Raw genomic sequence first — 17,235 nt, forward strand, 5'->3', positions numbered from 1 at the left:
GACAGCTACAACAATGCTGCCTGACATTTGTACGCTATAGGAATTCACAGTGCCGATCATCCGCGCCGATGTCGCGCTGAAACAAAAGACGCCCGGCACCAGCCGGGCGCGTATGAAACGGCTTCAGGTTTTGTAGCGATTGCGCAGATCACGGATCTGATCGTGGTTGCGCAGCACGCCCTGATACTGACGCTCAACGAGGGCGCGGATTTCTTCTGGCAGCGCTTCTTTCAACGCATCGTTGTACTGAGACTTTGCAACATCTTCGCCGCGTTCGCATTCCTCGAGGATGGAGAGGTCGCTGCGGCCGGTGACGGCGGCTTTCAGGTTCGTCCACCCGCGATGCATGGCACCGGCCACCGTGCCGCTGTCTTCGGGCTTGCCGCCCAGTTGAACGACGACGGTTTGCAGCTCGGCAGCGCCAGCCGCGCAATCGCGCGCACGGTCCCTGAATAGCGTTTGCAGTTCGGGATTCTTGGTGTCCTCGGCGGCGGCAGTAAAGCCTTTTTCGCCGTTCTTGGAAGTTTCAATAAGGTTGTTCAATACCTTGACGACGTGATCAGCCATGCTTTTCTCCATAACGGTTAACACACCCAGGGCGAAACGCCCCACTTGCCGTCATGGCTCAGCAAGTAGTGTGCCTGATCCGTTTCAGTGCAGAGAATTCCACAGATTGACCGTGGCGTAGCTACGCCACGGGCGCCATCCGTTTGCGAGCTCGACGATCTGCTTCGGCGTACGCGGCGTCAGTGCTTTTTTCACACCATAGTCAGTCGGCAAAAATGCGTCGGGCCACGCCATCGCGCGCATCGCAATGTATTGCGCCGTCCACGGCCCGATGCCGGGCAGTGCCAACAGTTTCTCGATCTCTTGTTCGGGCTGTGCGCCAGCGCCAAAGTCGATCTCGTTCTCGGCCAGCGCCCGCGCGAGCGCGAGAATCGTTCTGGCGCGGGTGCGGATGATGCCGAGCGGACCGAGATGGCTCTCGATGTCTCCGTCCAGGGACAGCATGCGTTCGGGCGCAGGAAACGCATGGGACAAGCCTGCAATGCCCGTCTGCACCGGCGTGCCGTACTGGTTCACCACACGAGTCGCCAACGTGCGCGCTGCGCCCACAGTGATTTGCTGCCCCAGCACCGCCCGCACCGCCATTTCAAAGGAATCGAAACAGCCGGGCAATCGCGTTCCCAGCACCTGCAGCCCCGGCGCCAAGTCGTTCATCACACGCAGCCCCTCGTCGACGGCCACGGGATCGCAATCCAGGTCAAAGAGATGGCGAACACGCGCTAACACTTGCGGCAGAACGGGCCGCAGCGATACCGAGGCCTCTACATTGAGCGCCTGTTTTTGCGGCAGATGGTTCACGCGTATCCATCCCGAGTGCATTTTTCCGTCGAGTCCCGTCAGCGCTACAGCGCGTGCATAGGTATTCGACTCGATGAGCTCTATGCCAGGAATGGCACGCGTAGCCAGAAACGCCAGTATGGCGCTCCATTGATAGGGTGGACGATAGTCCAGCGCCAGGGGGGGCTGGTCGGCGGCATTCTGGTTTCGCCTCATGCGCTGCCTATTTCCGATATCCCAGTTTCCGCGAAATCTCGCTTGCACAAGCCAGCAACGGCTTTGCAATGGCGCCATCCCACGCCACATCGAATAATCCCGACGGCCCCAAGCTCGTCAGCGCCAACGTCACATTGCCCGTGTTATCAAACACCGGTACCGACAACGCATCCACACCCGGCAACGGATTGCCAATCGCGCGCGCCATCCCATGTACGCGGATATCTGCCAAGCGTGCCTCTACATCGGCATAGCTGACTTTCCGAGGCGGTTGCTGGCCTGCGATGACAGCGGTGTCGCCTGCTTCACGCTGGATATAGTGCTCGGCGACTTTGGGCGGCAGCCATGCGGCGAACACCAATCCCGTTGCCGTGTGCAGCATGGACATGACCGTGCCCTTGCGCATGTTCACATGCACCGGATAACTGGCCTCGGTCATATGGATCATCGTGGGACCGTGCGAGCCCAGCACGGCAATACCCAGCGTGTGACCGATACTCGATTGCAATTCCGCAATCTCGGGCAGGGCAACACGCACCGGATCCAAGCGCTGCAAACTGACCAACCCCATCTGCAGCGCAAAAGGCCCCAATTCATATTGCCCGGTAATCCCATCCTGCTGCACCAGGCCGACGCGAGTGAAACTGACTAAATATGGATGGGCTTTCGCTGACGTCATGCCTGCCGCTGCAGCCAGGTCGCGTAACGTCAGAGGCTTGCCGGCATTCACTAACGCGGCCAGCAAGGGAAAGCCGACCTCTACAGATTGAATGCTCCGCCGCCCATCGTTAGGCTTGGACGCTGCCGTCATGCTCGCTGCCCCTGTTCGCCGCGAGCTTGCAGCAGGCGTTCAGCCATTTCCACGAATCCGCCGCCTCCGTGACGTGACGCCACGTATGCCGGCTGATGCGTGAGCCTATGCAACAGCGCCTGAATGTTGGCAACGCCTACGGAAATCGGAAAGAACTGGAACATGGGCTCGTCGTTCGGCGAGTCTCCGATAAACAGGCAGTCAGACAGTACTTGATCAATATTCAGATCGAGTTCGCGTTCGAACAGGGTGCGCGTCATGCTGAGTTTGTCGTAGTCCCCAAACCAGCCATTGACGTGGATCGAGCTCACCTTGGCTTGCGCGCCTGCTGCTTCAAAAATGCTCACGATCCGGCTGATGGCCTCATCCGGCAGGGCAGGGACGTCTTCGCAAAAATCAATCGCCAAGTCCGCCACCCGGTAATCCTGGTCACTGGCAACCGCCGTGCCCGGCACCTCGTGCAGTACCCGGTCACGAATCGCATTGAGCTGCTCGCGGTTGACTGCGCGGGTTTGTGCATCGGCCCAGTAATGGCTTTTCATACGCCGTGCGCCGCGATCGTAGGCGTAATAAAACGCCCCGTTCTCGCCCACCACGGCGCGCACCGGCCACATCCGGGCAATATGGTCGCACCAGCCCGCGGGGCGGCCCGTGATCGGGATGACCTGAATCCCGGCGGCATCCAGGCGCTCCAGCGCGTGATAGGCCTCGGCCGGCAGGCGGCCTTCGGTGGTCAGCGTATCGTCGATGTCGGTCAGTACGATCTGCACCGCTGCGGCAACGGGGGCGGGGAGGGACGCTAGATCTTGCATGGCTGTTTTGTCTGGTTTCTGATGAGTTTTTCTGATGGCAGTGTACCGTTCGGAGACGCAGTCGGGCACGTGGCGGGATCCGGGGATCGGCCTTTGTCACTGGGGCTGGCCCCCCGGCGGTCCCAAGGGCAGGTAAAATCACGTTTTTCCCAGCCGGTTTCTCTGACGTTATGTCCGCCCCGCTTGCCTCCGTTTCCCCTGACACCGCATCCGAATCCTTTGATATTGCGTCTGTCGCAGAGATCATCGCCGAGCTGCGCGCCGGCCGCATTGTCATCCTGGTCGACGAAGAAGACCGCGAAAACGAGGGTGACCTGGTCATGGCGGCCGAGTTTGTAACGCCCGAGGCGATCAATTTCATGGTCACCTATGGCCGCGGACTGGTCTGTCTGACATTGACCGAAGAGCGCTGCCGCCAGCTCGAGCTGCCCCTGATGGCCAGCCGCAACGGCACGCGATACGGCACGAATTTCACCCAATCCATCGAGGCCGCCGTCGGCGTGGAAACCGGGATTTCGGCTGCTGACCGGGCCCGCACCATTCAGGTTGCTGTGGCGCGTGATGCCAAACCCGCCGATCTGGTGCAACCGGGCCACATTTTCCCGGTGCGTGCCGTGCCCGGCGGCGTACTGGTGCGCGCGGGCCATACTGAGGCCGGTTGCGACCTGACCGCCATGGCCGGCCTGACGCCTGCTGCCGTCATCTGCGAGATCCTCAACCCCGATGGCACGATGGCGCGTCTGCCTGATCTGGTTCAGTTCGCTCGCCAGCACGATCTGAAAATCGGCACGATTGCCGATCTGATCCAATACCGCAGCGAGCACGAGTCCGTGGTCAAGCGCGTCGGCGAGCGCACCATGCAGACCGCCTGGGGCGAGTTCCGCGCCGTGGCCTACCAGGATACCGCCAGCGGCTCGGCCCATCTGGCCCTGGTGCACGGCGATATCGATCCGCAGCGTGAAACCCTGGTGCGCGTGCACGAGCCCGCGTCCATTCTCGATGCCCTGGATACCGGCAATACGCCCCACAGCTGGGGCGTGGGCCGCGCGTTGCAAGCCATCGCCCAGACGCCCGCCGGCGTCGTGGTCCTGATGAATTGCCAATCCTCCACCGAACACCTGTTCCAACAAATCGCGGGTTGGGCCGGTAACGCCCAGCAAACCAGCACCGATGGCGGCGATCGCTATGGGTTGCGCACCTACGGTATTGGCGCTCAGATCCTGCGTGATCTGAACGTCGGCCAGATGCGTTTGCTGGCGCGTCCGCGCAAAATGCCCAGTATGGCCGGCTTTTCGCTGACCGTTACGGGTTACGATTGCGACCCTTCAACCCCCGCCACTTCACAAGGCTGACAAATGAATCCTTACATCCTGACCCCTGATCTGAATGGCGAAGGGCTGCACATCGGTATCGTGCGCGCTCGCTTTAACGAGGAAATCGGCCAGGCCGAACTCGACGCTTGCCTGCAGCAATTGGCTGAACAGGGCGTGGACGAGCGCGACGTCATGGTCGCGACGGTGCCTGGTGCGCTCGAGCTGGGCGTCGCGCTGTCGCACATGGCCGAGACATTCGAGTTCGACGCATTGATCGCCCTGGGCGCGGTCATTCGCGGCGAAACCTACCATTTTGAAGTCGTCAGCAACGAAATGGCTACCGCCATTTCCCGCATTTCCCTGGAAACGGGCATCCCCGTGGCCAATGGCGTCCTGACCGTCGACACCGACGAGCAGGCGCAGGCCCGCGCGGCCGGCAAGGGCCGCGACTGCGCCCTGGTCGCCGTGGAAATGGCCAACCTGGTCGCGGCGCTGGAGCCCGAAGAGGACGACGAGGACGAAGACGAGGAAGAAGATTTTGACAACGAATAAACCGACCGCCGCGGATAGCGCTGCTCAGGCACGCGCCAACGCCCGCAGCGCCCGCCGTCGCGCCCGTGAGTTCGCCTTGCAGGGCGTGTATGCGTGGCTGCTGCGTGGCGGCGAAGGCACGCAGGACGCCGGCGAGATCGACGCGCACCTGCGCGATGCTGACGATTTTTCCGAGGCAGACGCGCAGTGGTTCAAGACCTTGCTGCACGGTGTGTTTCGCGAGGCGGCCAGCTTGCGCGAGCGTTTTACGCCGTATATCGACCGTCCGCTGAACGAGCTGTCGCCGGTCGAGCACGGTATTTTGCTGATCGGCAGCTACGAGCTGGTGCATCACGTCGAGGTCCCCTACAAGGTCGCCATCAACGAGGCCGTTGAGTTGGCCAAGTCGTTCGGCGGCACTGATGGCTTCAAGTTCGTCAACGGCGTGCTCGATAAGCTCGCCGCCGACGTGCGCACCACCGAAGTCCAGGCCGCAGCCGCTCAGCGCCGCTAAACGCAGGAGGCTGACCCGGCGGCGGTTGCGGCCGCCCCAAAGCAAAACACCCCCTTGGGGGGGGGTAGCAACCCGTAGGCAGCGTGGGGGGCATTTCTCTTTGTCGTCTGAATTCGATCTGATTGCGCGTTACTTCACGCGGCCCGCGCCTGCGGGCCTGCTTGGGGTGGGCGACGACTGCGCGTTGTTTCCGGTGCCTGCCGGGATGCAGGTTGCGACCAGCACCGATTTGTTGATCCAGGGCCGGCATTTTTTCCCCGATGTTGATCCACAAGCCCTCGGCCACAAATCGCTGGCCGTGAATCTTTCCGATTTGGCAGCAATGGGTGCGCGTCCTATCGGTTGTGTTCTCGGATTGGCTTTGCCGCAGGCCAACGAGTCCTGGCTGGCGGCGTTCGCGCAGGGATTCCACGCGCTCGCTGATGCACATGGCTGCCCGTTGATCGGGGGCGACACGACCCGCAGCCCGCAAGATCTGGCGATCAGCGTGACGATATTTGGCGCGGTTGCCGCCGATCGCGCCTTGNGCCGCGATGCGGCGCAAGCGGGCGATGAAATCTGGGTATCCGGTGCGCTGGGCGCCGCAGATGTCGCGTACCGCTTGCTGGATGGTCAATGGCCTGAGGATGCCGCTTTGTTAGCCGCGACGCGCCGGGCGCTCGAATGGCCTGAGCCTCGTGTTGCCTTGGGGCAGGGCCTGGTTGGCGTAGCCCACGCAGCGATCGATATTTCCGACGGCCTATTACAGGATTTGGGACACATCCTGTCCGCAAGCCGCGTGGGGGCACAATTGCATTACGATGCGATGCCGGTGGTGCCTGCGTTGCATGGCTTGCCGCCGGCCGTCTTGACACAAGCCGTGCTGGGTGGCGGCGATGTGTACGAATTATGTTTTACGGCCGCTGCGGACCAGCATGAACAGGTCCTCAGCGCTGCGGCCCGCGTGGGCGTTGCTGTGACGAGGGTGGGCCATATCACGCAGGCCCTCGGTATAGTGGTGCTGGGCGCAGACGGCCATCCTCTGTCCGCATTGCCGCGCGGCTTTGATCATTTTCCGGTGTCTTGAATCATGTTCGATGCTTCTTCCGACTCTTCGTCCAAGACCATGCGCGACCGCACGCGGGTAGCCTATCCCGCGGCGCGTTGGGTCATGAGCGATCCAGGCAGACTGATTGCCTTTGGTCTGGGCAGTGGCTTATTGCGTCCCGCATCGGGTACGTGGGGCACACTGTTAGCGTGGTTGATTTGGGCCGCTGCTGCAGGGGCGGCTTCGGATCTGGCCATGGGTATATTCCTGGCCCTGGCATTTCTCTATGGCTGCTGGGCCTGCCATCGTGTCGGCCGCGAGTTGCAAGTCGGCGATCACGTCGGTATCGTCTGGGACGAGATGGTCGCGTTCTGGTTGGTCTTGTGGCTCACGCCCGACACCTTTTATGCGCAACTGCTCGCTTTTGGCTTGTTCCGTTTATTCGATATTGCCAAGCCGCCTCCGATCAAATACTTTGATTCGAAGATCAAAGGCGGCTTTGGCGTGATGTGGGACGACATTGTCGCGGCCGCCTATGCGTTGCTCGTCATGGCAATTGTCGTGCGTTTGGGAGCCTTTGCTTGAGTACCACCCCCCACAAACCCGTGCCCGGTCTGGCGCCTGCCTCGCTCTCTCATGCCCAGGCGTTGGGCTTGGCCGAACGCCTGGGCGCTGCTTTGCAGCGCCGCGGCTGGCTGATGGGCACGGCGGAATCCTGCACCGGCGGCTTGTTGGCGGGTGCGATCACGTCGGTGGCGGGCTCCAGCGAATGGTTCGAACGCGGGTTCGTGACCTATAGCAATGCCGCCAAAGTCACCGAAATCAGCGTGTCTCCCGATACGCTCGATCGTTATGGGGCGGTCAGCGAAGCCACCGCGCTGGAGATGGCCAATGGCGTGTTGCTGGCGACGCCGAACGCACACATCGCTGCCTCTACCACGGGCATCGCCGGGCCAGGCGGTGCCACGCCGGGTAAACCGGTGGGCATGGTGTGCTTTGGTTTTGCCATGCGAGGTGTCGATGGCATCACATCGCGTGCGCTGACGGAGGTATTCCCCGGCGACCGGGCTCAGGTCAGGCAGGCTTCGGTGGTCTATGCCCTGCGGGGGCTGTTGGAATTGATTGGCGAGCCGGTCAATCGTAGCCGGCCCTGACTCGGGCTGGACATCAAGTCCCGGCTATAGGGTCGCATATCAAGCCATGTCGATACTGCGACCCTGAGCAACAATTCATCAACGCACCGCGTTCACCGCATCACGCAGATCACGCGCTGCCTTGGCTGCGGCATCACGCCAATCATCGCCGCCGCTCGCGTACAAAATCGCCCGCGACGAGTTGATCATCATTCCGGTTCCCGCCGCGTTTCTGCCCGCGTTGACAGTGGCCGGGATGTCACCGCCTTGTGCTCCAATCCCCGGCACTAACAAAGGCACCGCATCACCGATGCGTTGCCGCACCGACGCCAATTCATTCGGAAACGTCGCGCCCACGACCAAGCCGCATTGGCCGCCGGCATTCCACTTGTCCGCCACCAGGCCGGCGACATGCAGATACAGTGGTTCGCCATTGTCCAGCTTTAAAAACTGCAGATCGGACCCGCCAGGATTTGAGGTGCGGCACAACACGATCACACCGCGATCTTTCCACGCCAGATAAGGCTCGATCGAGTCCAGCCCCATATACGGGCTCACCGTCAACGCGTGCGCGCCATAACGCTCATAGGCCTCGCGCGCGTAGTTTTCGGCCGTCGAGCCGATGTCGCCGCGTTTGGCGTCCAATACGATCGGCAAGCCGGGATGTTTGTCACGGATATGGGCACACAACGCCTCGAGTTGGTCCTCGGCGTGATTCGCCGCAAAGTACGCAATCTGCGGCTTGAAGCTGCACGCGTAGGGCGCGGTGGCGTCGACGATGTCGCGGCAAAACTGGAAAATCGCATCCGGCTTGCCGTCGAGTTCGCGCGGAAGGCGCTGAGGATCAGGGTCGAGGCCGACTTGCAGCAGAGTGTTGCCGGTGGCCCAGGCTTGTTCGAGTTGTTGAATAAAGGTCATTAGTCGCGTCGAAAAATCTCAGCTGTCATGCCGGAGAAAGAGAGGAGCCGTCAGTGTAATTTGACGCGCGGATGCGTACGGCGCAGCAACAAGCGTGCCAGCGCCAGCGTCCCCGTGCGCCAAATGCCCAGCACCGCATGGTGATGCATCAGGTGCAGGCTCATGTACATCAGGCGCGCCAGTGTACCGCTGACAAACAATCCACGTCCTGCCAGTTTGCCCATCAAACTGCCTACGCCAGCATCCTGGCCCAGCGATACCAGCGAACCATGATCATGATAGACGTATGGCTTTGTCGGCTCGTCGGTGTTGCGGATACGGGCAGTGAGCTTGTCCATCAAATAGCTGGCTTCCTGGTGCGCGGCCTGCGCGCGGGCGGGCACCGTGCGGCCATCCTCGCCCATGGGCACGGCGGAGCAATCGCCCAGCGCCAGAATATTGGGATCGGGTGACTCCAGGCGGCCATTGAGGATCAACTGGCCGATCCGGTTCAGCGGTAAATCCAGTGTTTTCATCAACGGCAGGCCTTGAATGCCGGCGGCCCACATACATAGGCCCGCTGCGAACTCACGACCATCCGCGGTCTTGATGCTATCGGGAGTGACCTCGGCCACGCGGCAGTTGGTTTCTACACGGATGCCCAACTCTGTCAGACGTTTGAGGGCGGCATCGGAAATTTTTTCCGGCAGCGCCGACAAAATGCGCGGGGCGCCTTCGACCAGCGTGATGACCAGATCCCTATCCGCACGGAAATTCGGCAAGCCATAGGCGGCCACAATACCGCCGGCCTCGCGCAGCTCGACGGCCAGTTCGACGCCCGTCGCGCCGCCACCCACGATCACCACATTCAACTCGGCAGACGGATCATTGACCTTGGCCTGATCGACCTGCACCATGGCCTTGAGCATGGTGAGCCGAAAGGCTTCGGCATTCTCGGTCGAGTCCAGCGTCACAGCATGTTCTGCCGCGCCGGGGGTATTGAAAAAGTTCGATTCGCTGCCCAGCGCCAGCACCAGCGTGTCGTAGGGTAGTTCACGCTCGGGCAACACGATTTCGCCCAGCGCATCCCGCACCTCTGCCACATTGACGGTGCGGCGTTCGCGGTCCACGCCTTGTACCGCGCCCAGCGCGAAGGTGAATCCGCACAAGTTGGCCAACATCAGATATGACAGGCCCTCTTGGTAAATATCCAGCGTTCCCGCGGCGGCCTCGTGCAACGAGGGTTTCCAGATGTGGATCGGCCGGCTGTCGACGAGGGTGACGTGTCTTGGGCCATGTTTGCGGCCGAGCTTTGCGGCCAGCTCCAGGCCGCCGGCGCCACCGCCGACGATAATGACATGATGAGGTTGGCCTGATGCCGGCCTGGCGGGTGCTTGATTCATAGCGGCCAGTATAAAGTGTGCCGCTCGAAATCGTGCCGAAATTTCGGTCTTATAAAAGACTAGAAGTTCTCTAAGCTATTGATTGAAAACGTATTGTGCAGTGCAAAAAGTGTTGCAAATACATTCGTCCCCATCTACATGACAAATCGGCTGATTGCCACGCCGACCCACACGGCGATGGTGAACAACAGCATGAGCATGACTGCCGCGCTGCCGAGGTCTTTGGCGCGCCCTAATAGCGGATGGGTCTCGACTGACAAGGCATCGGCCAGCGCCTCGACGGCAGAGTTCAGCAGTTCCACCACCAATACCAGAACGACCGAGGCAATCAGAATAAAGACCTCGTCCGTGCTGCGCCCCAGGAAAAATGCCGCTGGAATCAGCAGAATCGCTAACGCCAGTTCCTGACGGAATGCCGCCTCGTATTTGAACGCGGCATGCAGGCCCTGCATCGAATAGCGCAGCGCGTTCAGCACGCGGCGCAGGCCGCCCGTGCTTTTGTAGGGCGAAGGGTGCGGAGTATGAGACATGAATTCAGCAAGTAGATGAGAGGCGCGTCGTTTTTAACAGATTCGCGTTGCGCGCGTCAGGGGGATTGCCAATCCGCGCCTAGCGGAAACCCTAATTGTGAGGCTTATCCATATCGGCGCAAGATGCGGAACAAATTGGTCAGGCCACTTTACCTCCTAACCGGTCGTCATGCCCTTTCAGCCTATTGAGCCTCGTCGTCTATACCGTCAGATCGCAGATCAGATCCGCTTGTTGATCCAGGGCGGTGAATTCCCGGTGGGCGCGCGCCTGCCTCCTGAGCGCGACCTGGCGATCAAACTCGGCGTATCGCGGCCGTCTGTACGCGAGGCGTTGATTGCGCTCGAGGTGGAAGGCCTGGTTGAGGTCCGCATGGGTTCGGGCATCTATGTGCACAGCAGCCACGCCGCCGATAGCGTCGTGGCCGAAAGTCCGTTGGAAACCATCCGGGCCAGGCAATTGGTCGAGGGCGAACTGGCTGCCCAGGCTGCCGAATTAGCCCAGCCGGCCCAAGTCGCCGGACTACGCGAGGCGCTGCAAGCCATGCAGGCAGAGGCCGCGGCCGGACAGATACCTATCCAGGGCGACCGCCTATTTCATTTGCGCATTGCCGAGATCAGCAACAACTCCGTATTGCTGCGCGTGGTGGGCGATTTGTTCGACGAACGCCACAACCCGTTATCGGTCAAGCTCGGCGATTATTTTGAAAACCCCTCGAGCTGGAAGGCTGCGATTTCGGAACACGGCCTGGTAGTCGATGCCATTGCGGCAGGCGATGCCGTACGTGCACGCGATGCCATGCGGCATCACCTGTCTTGCTCGCACGATCGTCTGACCGCCAATTGGGCGCCCGCATCCGACAAGGTGAAAACATGACCCTGGCCTGTAAGATCCACGGCGCGCGCGACCTGCGTCTGGAGCATGACGACGAACGCGCGCTCGCGCCGCATGAGGTCGAGTTGCGGCTGGGCGCAGCAGGAATTTGCGGATCCGACCTGCACTATTACCTGCATGGACGTGTCGGGGCCTTTGTCATTCGCGAGCCCTTGATCCCTGGCCATGAGGCCTCGGGCGTCGTGCTGCGCGTGGGCGATGCGGTCACGCGCGTACAGCCCGGCATGAAGGTCGCAATCAATCCGTCGCATCCCTGTGGGCAGTGTGATTACTGTCGTGCCGGACGCGACAACTTGTGCCGCAATATGCGTTTCCTGGGCAGCGCCAGCATCTATCCGCATGTGCAGGGCATGTTCCGCGAGCGTTTTGTCATGGGCGAGCGGCAGTTGACCCCTGTGCACGAAGACATCTCGTTGGGTGAGTTGGCCTGTGCCGAGCCGCTGTCCATCGGCCTGCATGGCGTGAATCGCGCCGGCGCCTTATTGGGCAAAACCGTGCTGGTCACAGGCGGCGGCACCATCGGCTGTATGAGCGTGATTGCGGCTCGACTCGCTGGCGCAGCGCATGTGATCGTGACGGACGTTGCAGATCGTCCGCTGCAGATGGCTAGCCAGGTGGGCGCCGACGAGACTATTCGGTCTGATCAAGCCGATCCTGGCGCTTTGGCGGATATCGCCGATGTTTCTATCGAGGCTGCCGGTAATCCCGCCGCGCTGGACACTTGCCTGCGCGCCACGCGCCGTGGTGGCCGCATTGTGCAAGTGGGCACGCTGCCCGCCGAGGGGATTGCCTTTCCCGCCAACAACATCATGGCGCGCGAACTGGATTACGTCGGTGCATTCCGCGCCGGTATCGAATTCGATTGGGCGGTTTCGTTCTTGCGTTCTCGACGGGTCGATGTGCGGCCGTTGATGAGCGCGCAATTACCGCTCGATCGTGCTGTGGAAGCTTTTGAATTGGCGGCCGACCGCCAGCGTAGTACCAAGGTGCAACTCGTATGTGAACCCTGACCACCACCAAAGGCAACGGCAATCATAAAAAACACCGCTGTCGCCTGCTTAATCGCAAGAGAGGAGACAATAATGATGCAAGGTAACGCTCTCAAGGTATTGCTAGCCGCTGCTGCCCTGGCTGCATCGGGTAGCGCATGGGCCCAGACCACGCTGAAATGGGCACACGTGTATGAAACCTCCGAGCCGTTCCACACCAGTTCGGTATGGGCGGCCAAGGAAATCGAAAAACGCACCAACGGCCGCTATCACATCGATGTGTATCCGGCTTCGCAACTGGGCAAGGAAAACGACATCAACCAGGGCCTGACACTGGGTACGGTTGATATGATCATCTCCGGTTCCAGCTTTGCCGCCAAGAGTTTTCCGCGCATCGGCGTGACGTATTATCCCTATACCTTCCGCAGTCCCGAGCATCTGCTGGCCTACACCAAGAGCGATATCTACAAGACGCTGACCAAAGGCTACGAGGAAAAGAGCCGCAACCACATTGTGGCGACCACGTATTACGGCACGCGCCATTCCACCTCCAATCGTCCTTTCTCCAGTTGCGAGGAAATGAAGGGCCTGAAAATGCGCGTGCCTGATGTGCCGGCCTACTTGGCCATGCCGCGCGCATGCGGGGTGAATACGTCGCCCATCGCCTTTGCCGAGGTCTATCTGGCATTGCAGAACGGCACGGTAGAGGCCCAGGAAAACCCGTTGACCACCATCGAAGCCAAGAAATTTTTCGAGGTGCAAAAGAACATCATCCTGACCGGGCATATCGTTGATCACTTGAATACGGTGATTTCCGGAAAACTGTGGAAGAGCCTGTCCGAAGAAGACCGCAAGATCTTTGCCGAGGTCGCGCAAGAGGCTGCCGCCAAGGCATCGCTCGAGGTCATCGCCCGTGAAAAAGAACTGGTCGATGTGTTCCGCAAAAAAGGGTTGACCGTGACCGAGGTCGATACCGCCGCCTATCGCGACACCGTGCTCAAGAAAGTGCCGTTCGAGCAATACGGCTACGAGAAAGCCGATTGGGAAGCTATCCAGGCAGTCAAGTAATCGCCCACTGACGGGGTCGTAATTGGCCCCGGTTGGTACACGCCACAGGTACATAACCGACAGAGGGAAAGCATGCACGTCAATACAGGAGCCGGCCCGAGCGTCATGGCTCAATACCGCAACGACGGCGAACGTGTCGCAACGACACATCATGAATCGTCCGTCGAATCGATTGTCCACAGCTTCGAAGAAGCCGACCAGAATCAGAAAGTCGATCTCTCACATTACGCGTTCGAAGACTGGCTCTGTTTGATCCTGTTCTGGATTATGGGCGGCCTGGTTTTTCTGCAATTCTTTACGCGCTATGTAATGAACGATTCATATGCGTGGACCGAAGAGCTCGCCGTCTATGCCCTGATAGGAGTCGTTTTCCTCGGATCGGCCATGTGCGTGCGCGCTTGCCGTCATATTCAGGTGGACTTTCTTTACCGGTACCTGCCCAAAGCCGTGGCACGCGTGCTGTCCACGGTGATCGATATCGTGCGGACGGTGTTTTTCGGCTACGCAGTCTGGCTCGTATACAACTATATCGATCTGGTTGGCGTAGAGCCGATGACCACTATCTCGTGGGACAAGAGCTATGCATACTGGCTGGCCGAGGCTGGCTTCGTGATGATGTTTGTGCGCTCCATACAAGTCAGCGTGCAGAACTGGCGCCAGGGATATTCGTCGCTGGATAACCCCGCCGCTTATCAAAGTCTGGACTGACCTGACGCCCAAGGAGCCAGTATGGGAATTCTGATCGGAACCTTTCTGTTATTGATGATCTTTGGCGTGCCGGTAGCCGTGTCTATGGCCGGTGCGTCCTTATTGTTTCTGCTGTGGTCTGGCAGCGTGCCCGACGTGGTGATCGCGCAGCGCATGATCGCTGGCGTCGAATCGTTTCCGTTGCTGGCGGTACCGTTTTTTATCCTGGCCGGCAACTTGATGAATATCGCCGGGATTACAGGCCGCATTTATAACTTTGCCGTGGCGCTGGTAGGGTGGATGCGAGGCGGATTGGGGCAGGTGAATATCATCGGCTCGGTGGTGTTTGCTGGCATGTCGGGCACCGCGATCGCCGATGCCGCAGGGCTGGGCACCATCGAGATCAAAGCCATGAAGGACCATGGCTATGAGACGGAATTTGCGGTAGGCGTCACCGCTGCCTCGGCGACGTTGGGCCCGATCTTGCCGCCGTCCTTGCCATTCGTGATCTACGGCATGATGGCCAACGTGTCTATTGGCTCGTTGTTTCTGGCAGGCATTGTTCCCGGTGTCGTGTTGACGCTGCTGATGATGTTCACCGTCGCGTATTTCGCACGCAAGAACAATTGGGGCGGCGACGTGGCCTTTGATTGGAAACGGCTCGCTGGCGCGTCCCTCGAGGTGTTGGTGGTGTTGGCATTCCCGTTCAGTATTTGGGTAATGACCCAATTTGGCGTCTCCGCCAATACCGCCACGTTGATTGCCTTCGCCGCATTGCTGGCGGTCGACTGGTATTTCGATTTTTCTGCAGTGATGGCACTGATGGCGCCGGTGATCTTGATTGGCGGCATGACGATGGGGTGGTTCACGCCCACTGAGGCGGCCGTTGCCGCGGTGATCTGGGCCTTGTTCCTGGGCTTGGTGCGTTATCGCTCGATGAGTCTGCGTACCTTGGCCAAGGCTACCTTCGACACCATTGAGACCACGGCATCGGTGCTGTTCATCGTGACGGCGGCATCGGTGTTCGCCTGGCTGTTGACCACGACCCAGGCCGCGCAGACCCTGACCGACGCCATTCTGGCGGTGACCCATAACAAATGGGTATTCCTGCTGTTGGCGAACCTGTTGATCCTGGTGGTGGGCTGCTTCATCGATACCATTGCGGCGATCACCATTCTGGTGCCGATTCTGCTGCCCCTGGTGTTGAAGCTGGGCATCGATCCCATCCACTTTGGATTGGTGATGACGCTGAACCTGATGATAGGCCTGCTGCATCCGCCACTGGGGATGGTGCTATTTGTCTTGGCGCGGGTGTCAAAGCTATCCGTCGAGCGCACCACGATGGCGATCTTGCCATGGCTCGTGCCGCTGTTCATCGCCCTGATTGTCATTACTTATATTCCCAGTGTCAGCATGTGGTTACCCGATCTGGTCGGAGGTGGTAAGTGAGTCACGCAGCACAAGCCGGCGCGCGGGCCGGCGATATTCCAATTATTCGTATTCATGCCGCTGATAATGTCGTGATTGCGCGCCGTCAATTGGTAGGCGGTACAACGTTGCCGACCGAGGGCATCACCGTGGCCGGGTTGATTCCGCCCGGGCATAAGGTCGCAGTGCGCGCGATTGCTGCGGGGCAGCCCGTGCGCCGCTATAACCAGGTCATCGGCATTGCGCGGCAAGACATTGCGCCGGGTCAACATGTGCATACGCATAATCTGGCGTTCTCCGATTTCGAGCGCGACTATGCTGTGGGACAGGATGCTCATGAGACGGACTACGTGGCGCAGTCCGCCACGTTTGACGGCATCGTCCGCGCCGACGGACGTGTGGCTACGCGCAACTACATCGGCGTGCTGACGTCGGTGAATTGCTCTGCCACGGTGGCGCGCGCCATCGCCGATCATTTTCGGCGCGACATCCATCCGGAGGCCTTGTCTGCCTATCCCAATGTCGATGGCGTCGTAGCGTTGACGCATGGCGCGGGGTGTGCCACTGGCAGCGACGGAGAACCCTTGCGGGTATTGCGTCGTACCTTGGGCGGTTACGCGCGTCATGCCAATTTCGGTGCGTTGATGGTAGTGGGCCTCGGCTGCGAAACCAATCAGATCGAAGGCCTGATGGAACAGGAACATCTGCGGGAAAGCGGCCGGCTGCATACCTTCAGCATCCAAGGCACCGGAGGCACTCGACGTACGGTAGCACGTGGCATCGAGCTGATCGAACAGATGCTGGAGGAAACGAATCGCGTGCAACGTCAACCCGTGTCGGCCAGTCATCTGACCATAGGCCTGCAATGTGGCGGGTCAGACGGCTATTCGGGGATCAGTGCAAATCCGGCGCTCGGGGCGGCGGTGGACTTGCTGGTGCGCCATGGTGGCTCTGCCATCCTGTCCGAGACGCCGGAAATCTATGGCGGCGAACATCTGCTGACGCGCCGCGCCGTGTCTGCCGCCGTGGCCGACAAGCTGCTCGCGCGACTGCGCTGGTGGGAAGATTACTGTTCCCGCAATGACGCCGAGATGGATAACAACCCGTCGGCAGGGAACAAGGCCGGCGGCTTGACGACTATCCTGGAAAAATCTCTAGGCGCCATTGCCAAAAGCGGCACGACCAATTTGGTGGATGTCTATGAATACGCGCAGCCCGTCACGGCACGGGGGCTGGTGTTTATGGATACGCCGGGCTACGACCCCGTGTCTGCGACTGGGCAAGTCGCAGGTGGCGCGAACCTGATCTGCTTCACGACAGGCCGTGGCTCGGCCTATGGCTGTGCACCGTCGCCCTCATTAAAGCTCTCGACCAATACCGAATTGTGGCGGCGTCAGGAGGATGACATCGACATCAACTGTGGTGAGGTCGTCGACGGCGATAGCGATGTGCAAGCCATGGGCGAGCGAATTTTTCAGTTGATGCTGGACACGGCTTCGGGCCGGCGCAGCAAGAGCGAAATCCACGGTTATGGACAGAATGAGTTCGTGCCCTGGCAATTGGGCGCTGTGATGTAGCGATCCCGGTCGATTTGATTTTGCCGCGCCTTGACGCGCGCGGATACCTGTTTCTCGGAGCTT

19 protein-coding genes and 1 pseudogene are annotated in these 17,235 nt (G+C 60.3%); 13 read left to right on the forward strand and 7 right to left on the reverse strand.

Translation table 11 applies throughout. The features are described 5' to 3' along the window. Window positions 1-123: 123 nt before the first annotated feature. The 4 genes from ACNA0J_RS05820 to ACNA0J_RS05835 form a co-directional block, all read right to left on the reverse strand. Complete coding sequence (locus tag ACNA0J_RS05820) at window positions 124-567, reverse strand: PA2169 family four-helix-bundle protein (RefSeq protein ID WP_415817338.1); 444 nt, start codon at window positions 565-567, stop codon at window positions 124-126. Window positions 568-651: 84 nt separating this feature from the next. Then, window positions 652-1,560, reverse strand: a complete 909-nt coding sequence (locus ACNA0J_RS05825) for an AlkA N-terminal domain-containing protein (RefSeq protein ID WP_415817341.1) — start codon at window positions 1,558-1,560, stop codon at window positions 652-654. A 7-nt stretch (window positions 1,561-1,567) separates the two neighbouring features. Beyond that, a complete protein-coding gene (locus ACNA0J_RS05830; RefSeq protein WP_415817343.1) occupies window positions 1,568-2,371 on the reverse strand; it encodes an IclR family transcriptional regulator in 804 nt (267 codons plus the stop codon). Continuing rightward, window positions 2,368-3,183: an HAD-IIB family hydrolase gene (locus tag ACNA0J_RS05835; RefSeq protein ID WP_415817345.1), complete on the reverse strand. Its 816-nt coding sequence runs from the start codon at window positions 3,181-3,183 to the stop codon at window positions 2,368-2,370. Before ACNA0J_RS05835 ends, ACNA0J_RS05830 begins: the two co-directional genes overlap by 4 nt. A gap of 170 nt (window positions 3,184-3,353) precedes the next feature. On the opposite strand from ACNA0J_RS05835, the gene ribBA reads away from it, so the two are divergent. From ribBA to ACNA0J_RS05870, 7 genes and pseudogenes are all read left to right on the forward strand, one after another. Then, a complete protein-coding gene (gene ribBA, locus ACNA0J_RS05840) occupies window positions 3,354-4,535 on the forward strand; it encodes a bifunctional 3,4-dihydroxy-2-butanone-4-phosphate synthase/GTP cyclohydrolase II (RefSeq protein ID WP_415817347.1) in 1,182 nt (393 codons plus the stop codon). Between the two features lie 3 nt (window positions 4,536-4,538). Then, window positions 4,539-5,048, forward strand: coding sequence for a 6,7-dimethyl-8-ribityllumazine synthase (ribH, locus tag ACNA0J_RS05845; protein WP_415805451.1), 510 nt, complete (start codon window positions 4,539-4,541; stop codon window positions 5,046-5,048). After that, a complete protein-coding gene (gene nusB / locus ACNA0J_RS05850; RefSeq protein ID WP_415817349.1) occupies window positions 5,035-5,541 on the forward strand; it encodes a transcription antitermination factor NusB in 507 nt (168 codons plus the stop codon). Before ribH ends, nusB begins: the two co-directional genes overlap by 14 nt. A gap of 100 nt (window positions 5,542-5,641) precedes the next feature. After that, on the forward strand, window positions 5,642-6,067 hold a 426-nt coding region (locus ACNA0J_RS05855), incomplete at its 3' end, for an AIR synthase related protein (protein ID WP_415817351.1). Window position 6,068: 1 nt separating this feature from the next. After that, window positions 6,069-6,607, forward strand: a pseudogene (locus tag ACNA0J_RS05860) (thiamine-phosphate kinase); the annotation flags it as partial. A gap of 39 nt (window positions 6,608-6,646) precedes the next feature. Then, on the forward strand, window positions 6,647-7,153 hold the full coding sequence (locus ACNA0J_RS05865) for a phosphatidylglycerophosphatase A family protein (protein ID WP_415817750.1): 507 nt from the start codon (window positions 6,647-6,649) through the stop codon (window positions 7,151-7,153). After that, window positions 7,150-7,722: a CinA family protein gene (locus ACNA0J_RS05870; protein ID WP_415817353.1), complete on the forward strand. Its 573-nt coding sequence runs from the start codon at window positions 7,150-7,152 to the stop codon at window positions 7,720-7,722. The genes ACNA0J_RS05865 and ACNA0J_RS05870 overlap by 4 nt, the downstream gene beginning before the upstream one ends. 78 nt (window positions 7,723-7,800) lie before the next feature. Here the strand turns inward: ACNA0J_RS05870 and pyrF are convergent, their stop codons facing one another. From pyrF to ACNA0J_RS05885, 3 genes are all read right to left on the reverse strand, one after another. Next, entirely contained in the window at window positions 7,801-8,619 is an 819-nt protein-coding gene (pyrF, locus tag ACNA0J_RS05875) for an orotidine-5'-phosphate decarboxylase (RefSeq protein WP_415817355.1), read from the reverse strand. Window positions 8,620-8,669: 50 nt separating this feature from the next. Continuing rightward, window positions 8,670-10,001: an NAD(P)/FAD-dependent oxidoreductase gene (locus tag ACNA0J_RS05880; RefSeq protein ID WP_415817356.1), complete on the reverse strand. Its 1,332-nt coding sequence runs from the start codon at window positions 9,999-10,001 to the stop codon at window positions 8,670-8,672. A 134-nt stretch (window positions 10,002-10,135) separates the two neighbouring features. Then, window positions 10,136-10,531, reverse strand: a complete 396-nt coding sequence (locus ACNA0J_RS05885; RefSeq protein ID WP_415817357.1) for a diacylglycerol kinase — start codon at window positions 10,529-10,531, stop codon at window positions 10,136-10,138. 169 nt (window positions 10,532-10,700) lie between these two features. On the opposite strand from ACNA0J_RS05885, the gene ACNA0J_RS05890 reads away from it, so the two are divergent. From ACNA0J_RS05890 to ACNA0J_RS05915, 6 genes are all read left to right on the forward strand, one after another. Then, window positions 10,701-11,405 (forward strand): FadR/GntR family transcriptional regulator, encoded by a 705-nt coding sequence (locus ACNA0J_RS05890; RefSeq protein WP_415817359.1) that lies wholly within the window; start codon window positions 10,701-10,703, stop codon window positions 11,403-11,405. Next, window positions 11,402-12,433, forward strand: coding sequence for an L-idonate 5-dehydrogenase (locus tag ACNA0J_RS05895; protein WP_415817361.1), 1,032 nt, complete (start codon window positions 11,402-11,404; stop codon window positions 12,431-12,433). Before ACNA0J_RS05890 ends, ACNA0J_RS05895 begins: the two co-directional genes overlap by 4 nt. 72 nt (window positions 12,434-12,505) lie before the next feature. Further along, entirely contained in the window at window positions 12,506-13,480 is a 975-nt protein-coding gene (locus tag ACNA0J_RS05900) for a sialic acid TRAP transporter substrate-binding protein SiaP (protein ID WP_415817363.1), read from the forward strand. Window positions 13,481-13,552: 72 nt separating this feature from the next. Next, window positions 13,553-14,188, forward strand: a complete 636-nt coding sequence (locus ACNA0J_RS05905) for a TRAP transporter small permease (protein ID WP_415817365.1) — start codon at window positions 13,553-13,555, stop codon at window positions 14,186-14,188. A gap of 21 nt (window positions 14,189-14,209) precedes the next feature. Then, the gene (locus ACNA0J_RS05910; protein WP_415817367.1) at window positions 14,210-15,616 is read left to right on the forward strand and encodes a TRAP transporter large permease; all 1,407 of its coding nucleotides are present in this window, start codon (window positions 14,210-14,212) and stop codon (window positions 15,614-15,616) included. Window positions 15,617-15,651: 35 nt separating this feature from the next. Further along, window positions 15,652-17,172, forward strand: a complete 1,521-nt coding sequence (locus ACNA0J_RS05915) for a UxaA family hydrolase (RefSeq protein ID WP_415817752.1) — start codon at window positions 15,652-15,654, stop codon at window positions 17,170-17,172. The last annotated feature ends 63 nt before the right edge of the window (window positions 17,173-17,235 follow it).

The sequence above is a fragment of the Bordetella tumbae genome (assembly GCF_965139195.1).
In the GTDB taxonomy this organism is placed as follows: Bacteria; Pseudomonadota; Gammaproteobacteria; order Burkholderiales; family Burkholderiaceae_B; genus Bordetella_A; species Bordetella_A tumbae.

Coding starts and splice junctions, on each gene's coding strand:
- ACNA0J_RS05825 (WP_415817341.1), bottom strand. CDS start 1,560: ATGAGGCGAAACCAGAATGCCGCCGACCAGCCCCCCCTGGCGCTGGAC.
- ribH (WP_415805451.1), top strand. CDS start 4,539: ATGAATCCTTACATCCTGACCCCTGATCTGAATGGCGAAGGGCTGCAC.
- ACNA0J_RS05835 (WP_415817345.1), bottom strand. CDS start 3,183: ATGCAAGATCTAGCGTCCCTCCCCGCCCCCGTTGCCGCAGCGGTGCAG.
- ACNA0J_RS05820 (WP_415817338.1), bottom strand. CDS start 567: ATGGCTGATCACGTCGTCAAGGTATTGAACAACCTTATTGAAACTTCC.
- ACNA0J_RS05885 (WP_415817357.1), bottom strand. CDS start 10,531: ATGTCTCATACTCCGCACCCTTCGCCCTACAAAAGCACGGGCGGCCTG.
- ACNA0J_RS05910 (WP_415817367.1), top strand. CDS start 14,210: ATGGGAATTCTGATCGGAACCTTTCTGTTATTGATGATCTTTGGCGTG.
- ACNA0J_RS05890 (WP_415817359.1), top strand. CDS start 10,701: ATGCCCTTTCAGCCTATTGAGCCTCGTCGTCTATACCGTCAGATCGCA.
- ACNA0J_RS05895 (WP_415817361.1), top strand. CDS start 11,402: ATGACCCTGGCCTGTAAGATCCACGGCGCGCGCGACCTGCGTCTGGAG.
- ACNA0J_RS05830 (WP_415817343.1), bottom strand. CDS start 2,371: ATGACGGCAGCGTCCAAGCCTAACGATGGGCGGCGGAGCATTCAATCT.
- ACNA0J_RS05900 (WP_415817363.1), top strand. CDS start 12,506: ATGATGCAAGGTAACGCTCTCAAGGTATTGCTAGCCGCTGCTGCCCTG.
- ACNA0J_RS05865 (WP_415817750.1), top strand. CDS start 6,647: ATGCGCGACCGCACGCGGGTAGCCTATCCCGCGGCGCGTTGGGTCATG.
- ACNA0J_RS05880 (WP_415817356.1), bottom strand. CDS start 10,001: ATGAATCAAGCACCCGCCAGGCCGGCATCAGGCCAACCTCATCATGTC.
- ribBA (WP_415817347.1), top strand. CDS start 3,354: ATGTCCGCCCCGCTTGCCTCCGTTTCCCCTGACACCGCATCCGAATCC.
- pyrF (WP_415817355.1), bottom strand. CDS start 8,619: ATGACCTTTATTCAACAACTCGAACAAGCCTGGGCCACCGGCAACACT.
- ACNA0J_RS05905 (WP_415817365.1), top strand. CDS start 13,553: ATGCACGTCAATACAGGAGCCGGCCCGAGCGTCATGGCTCAATACCGC.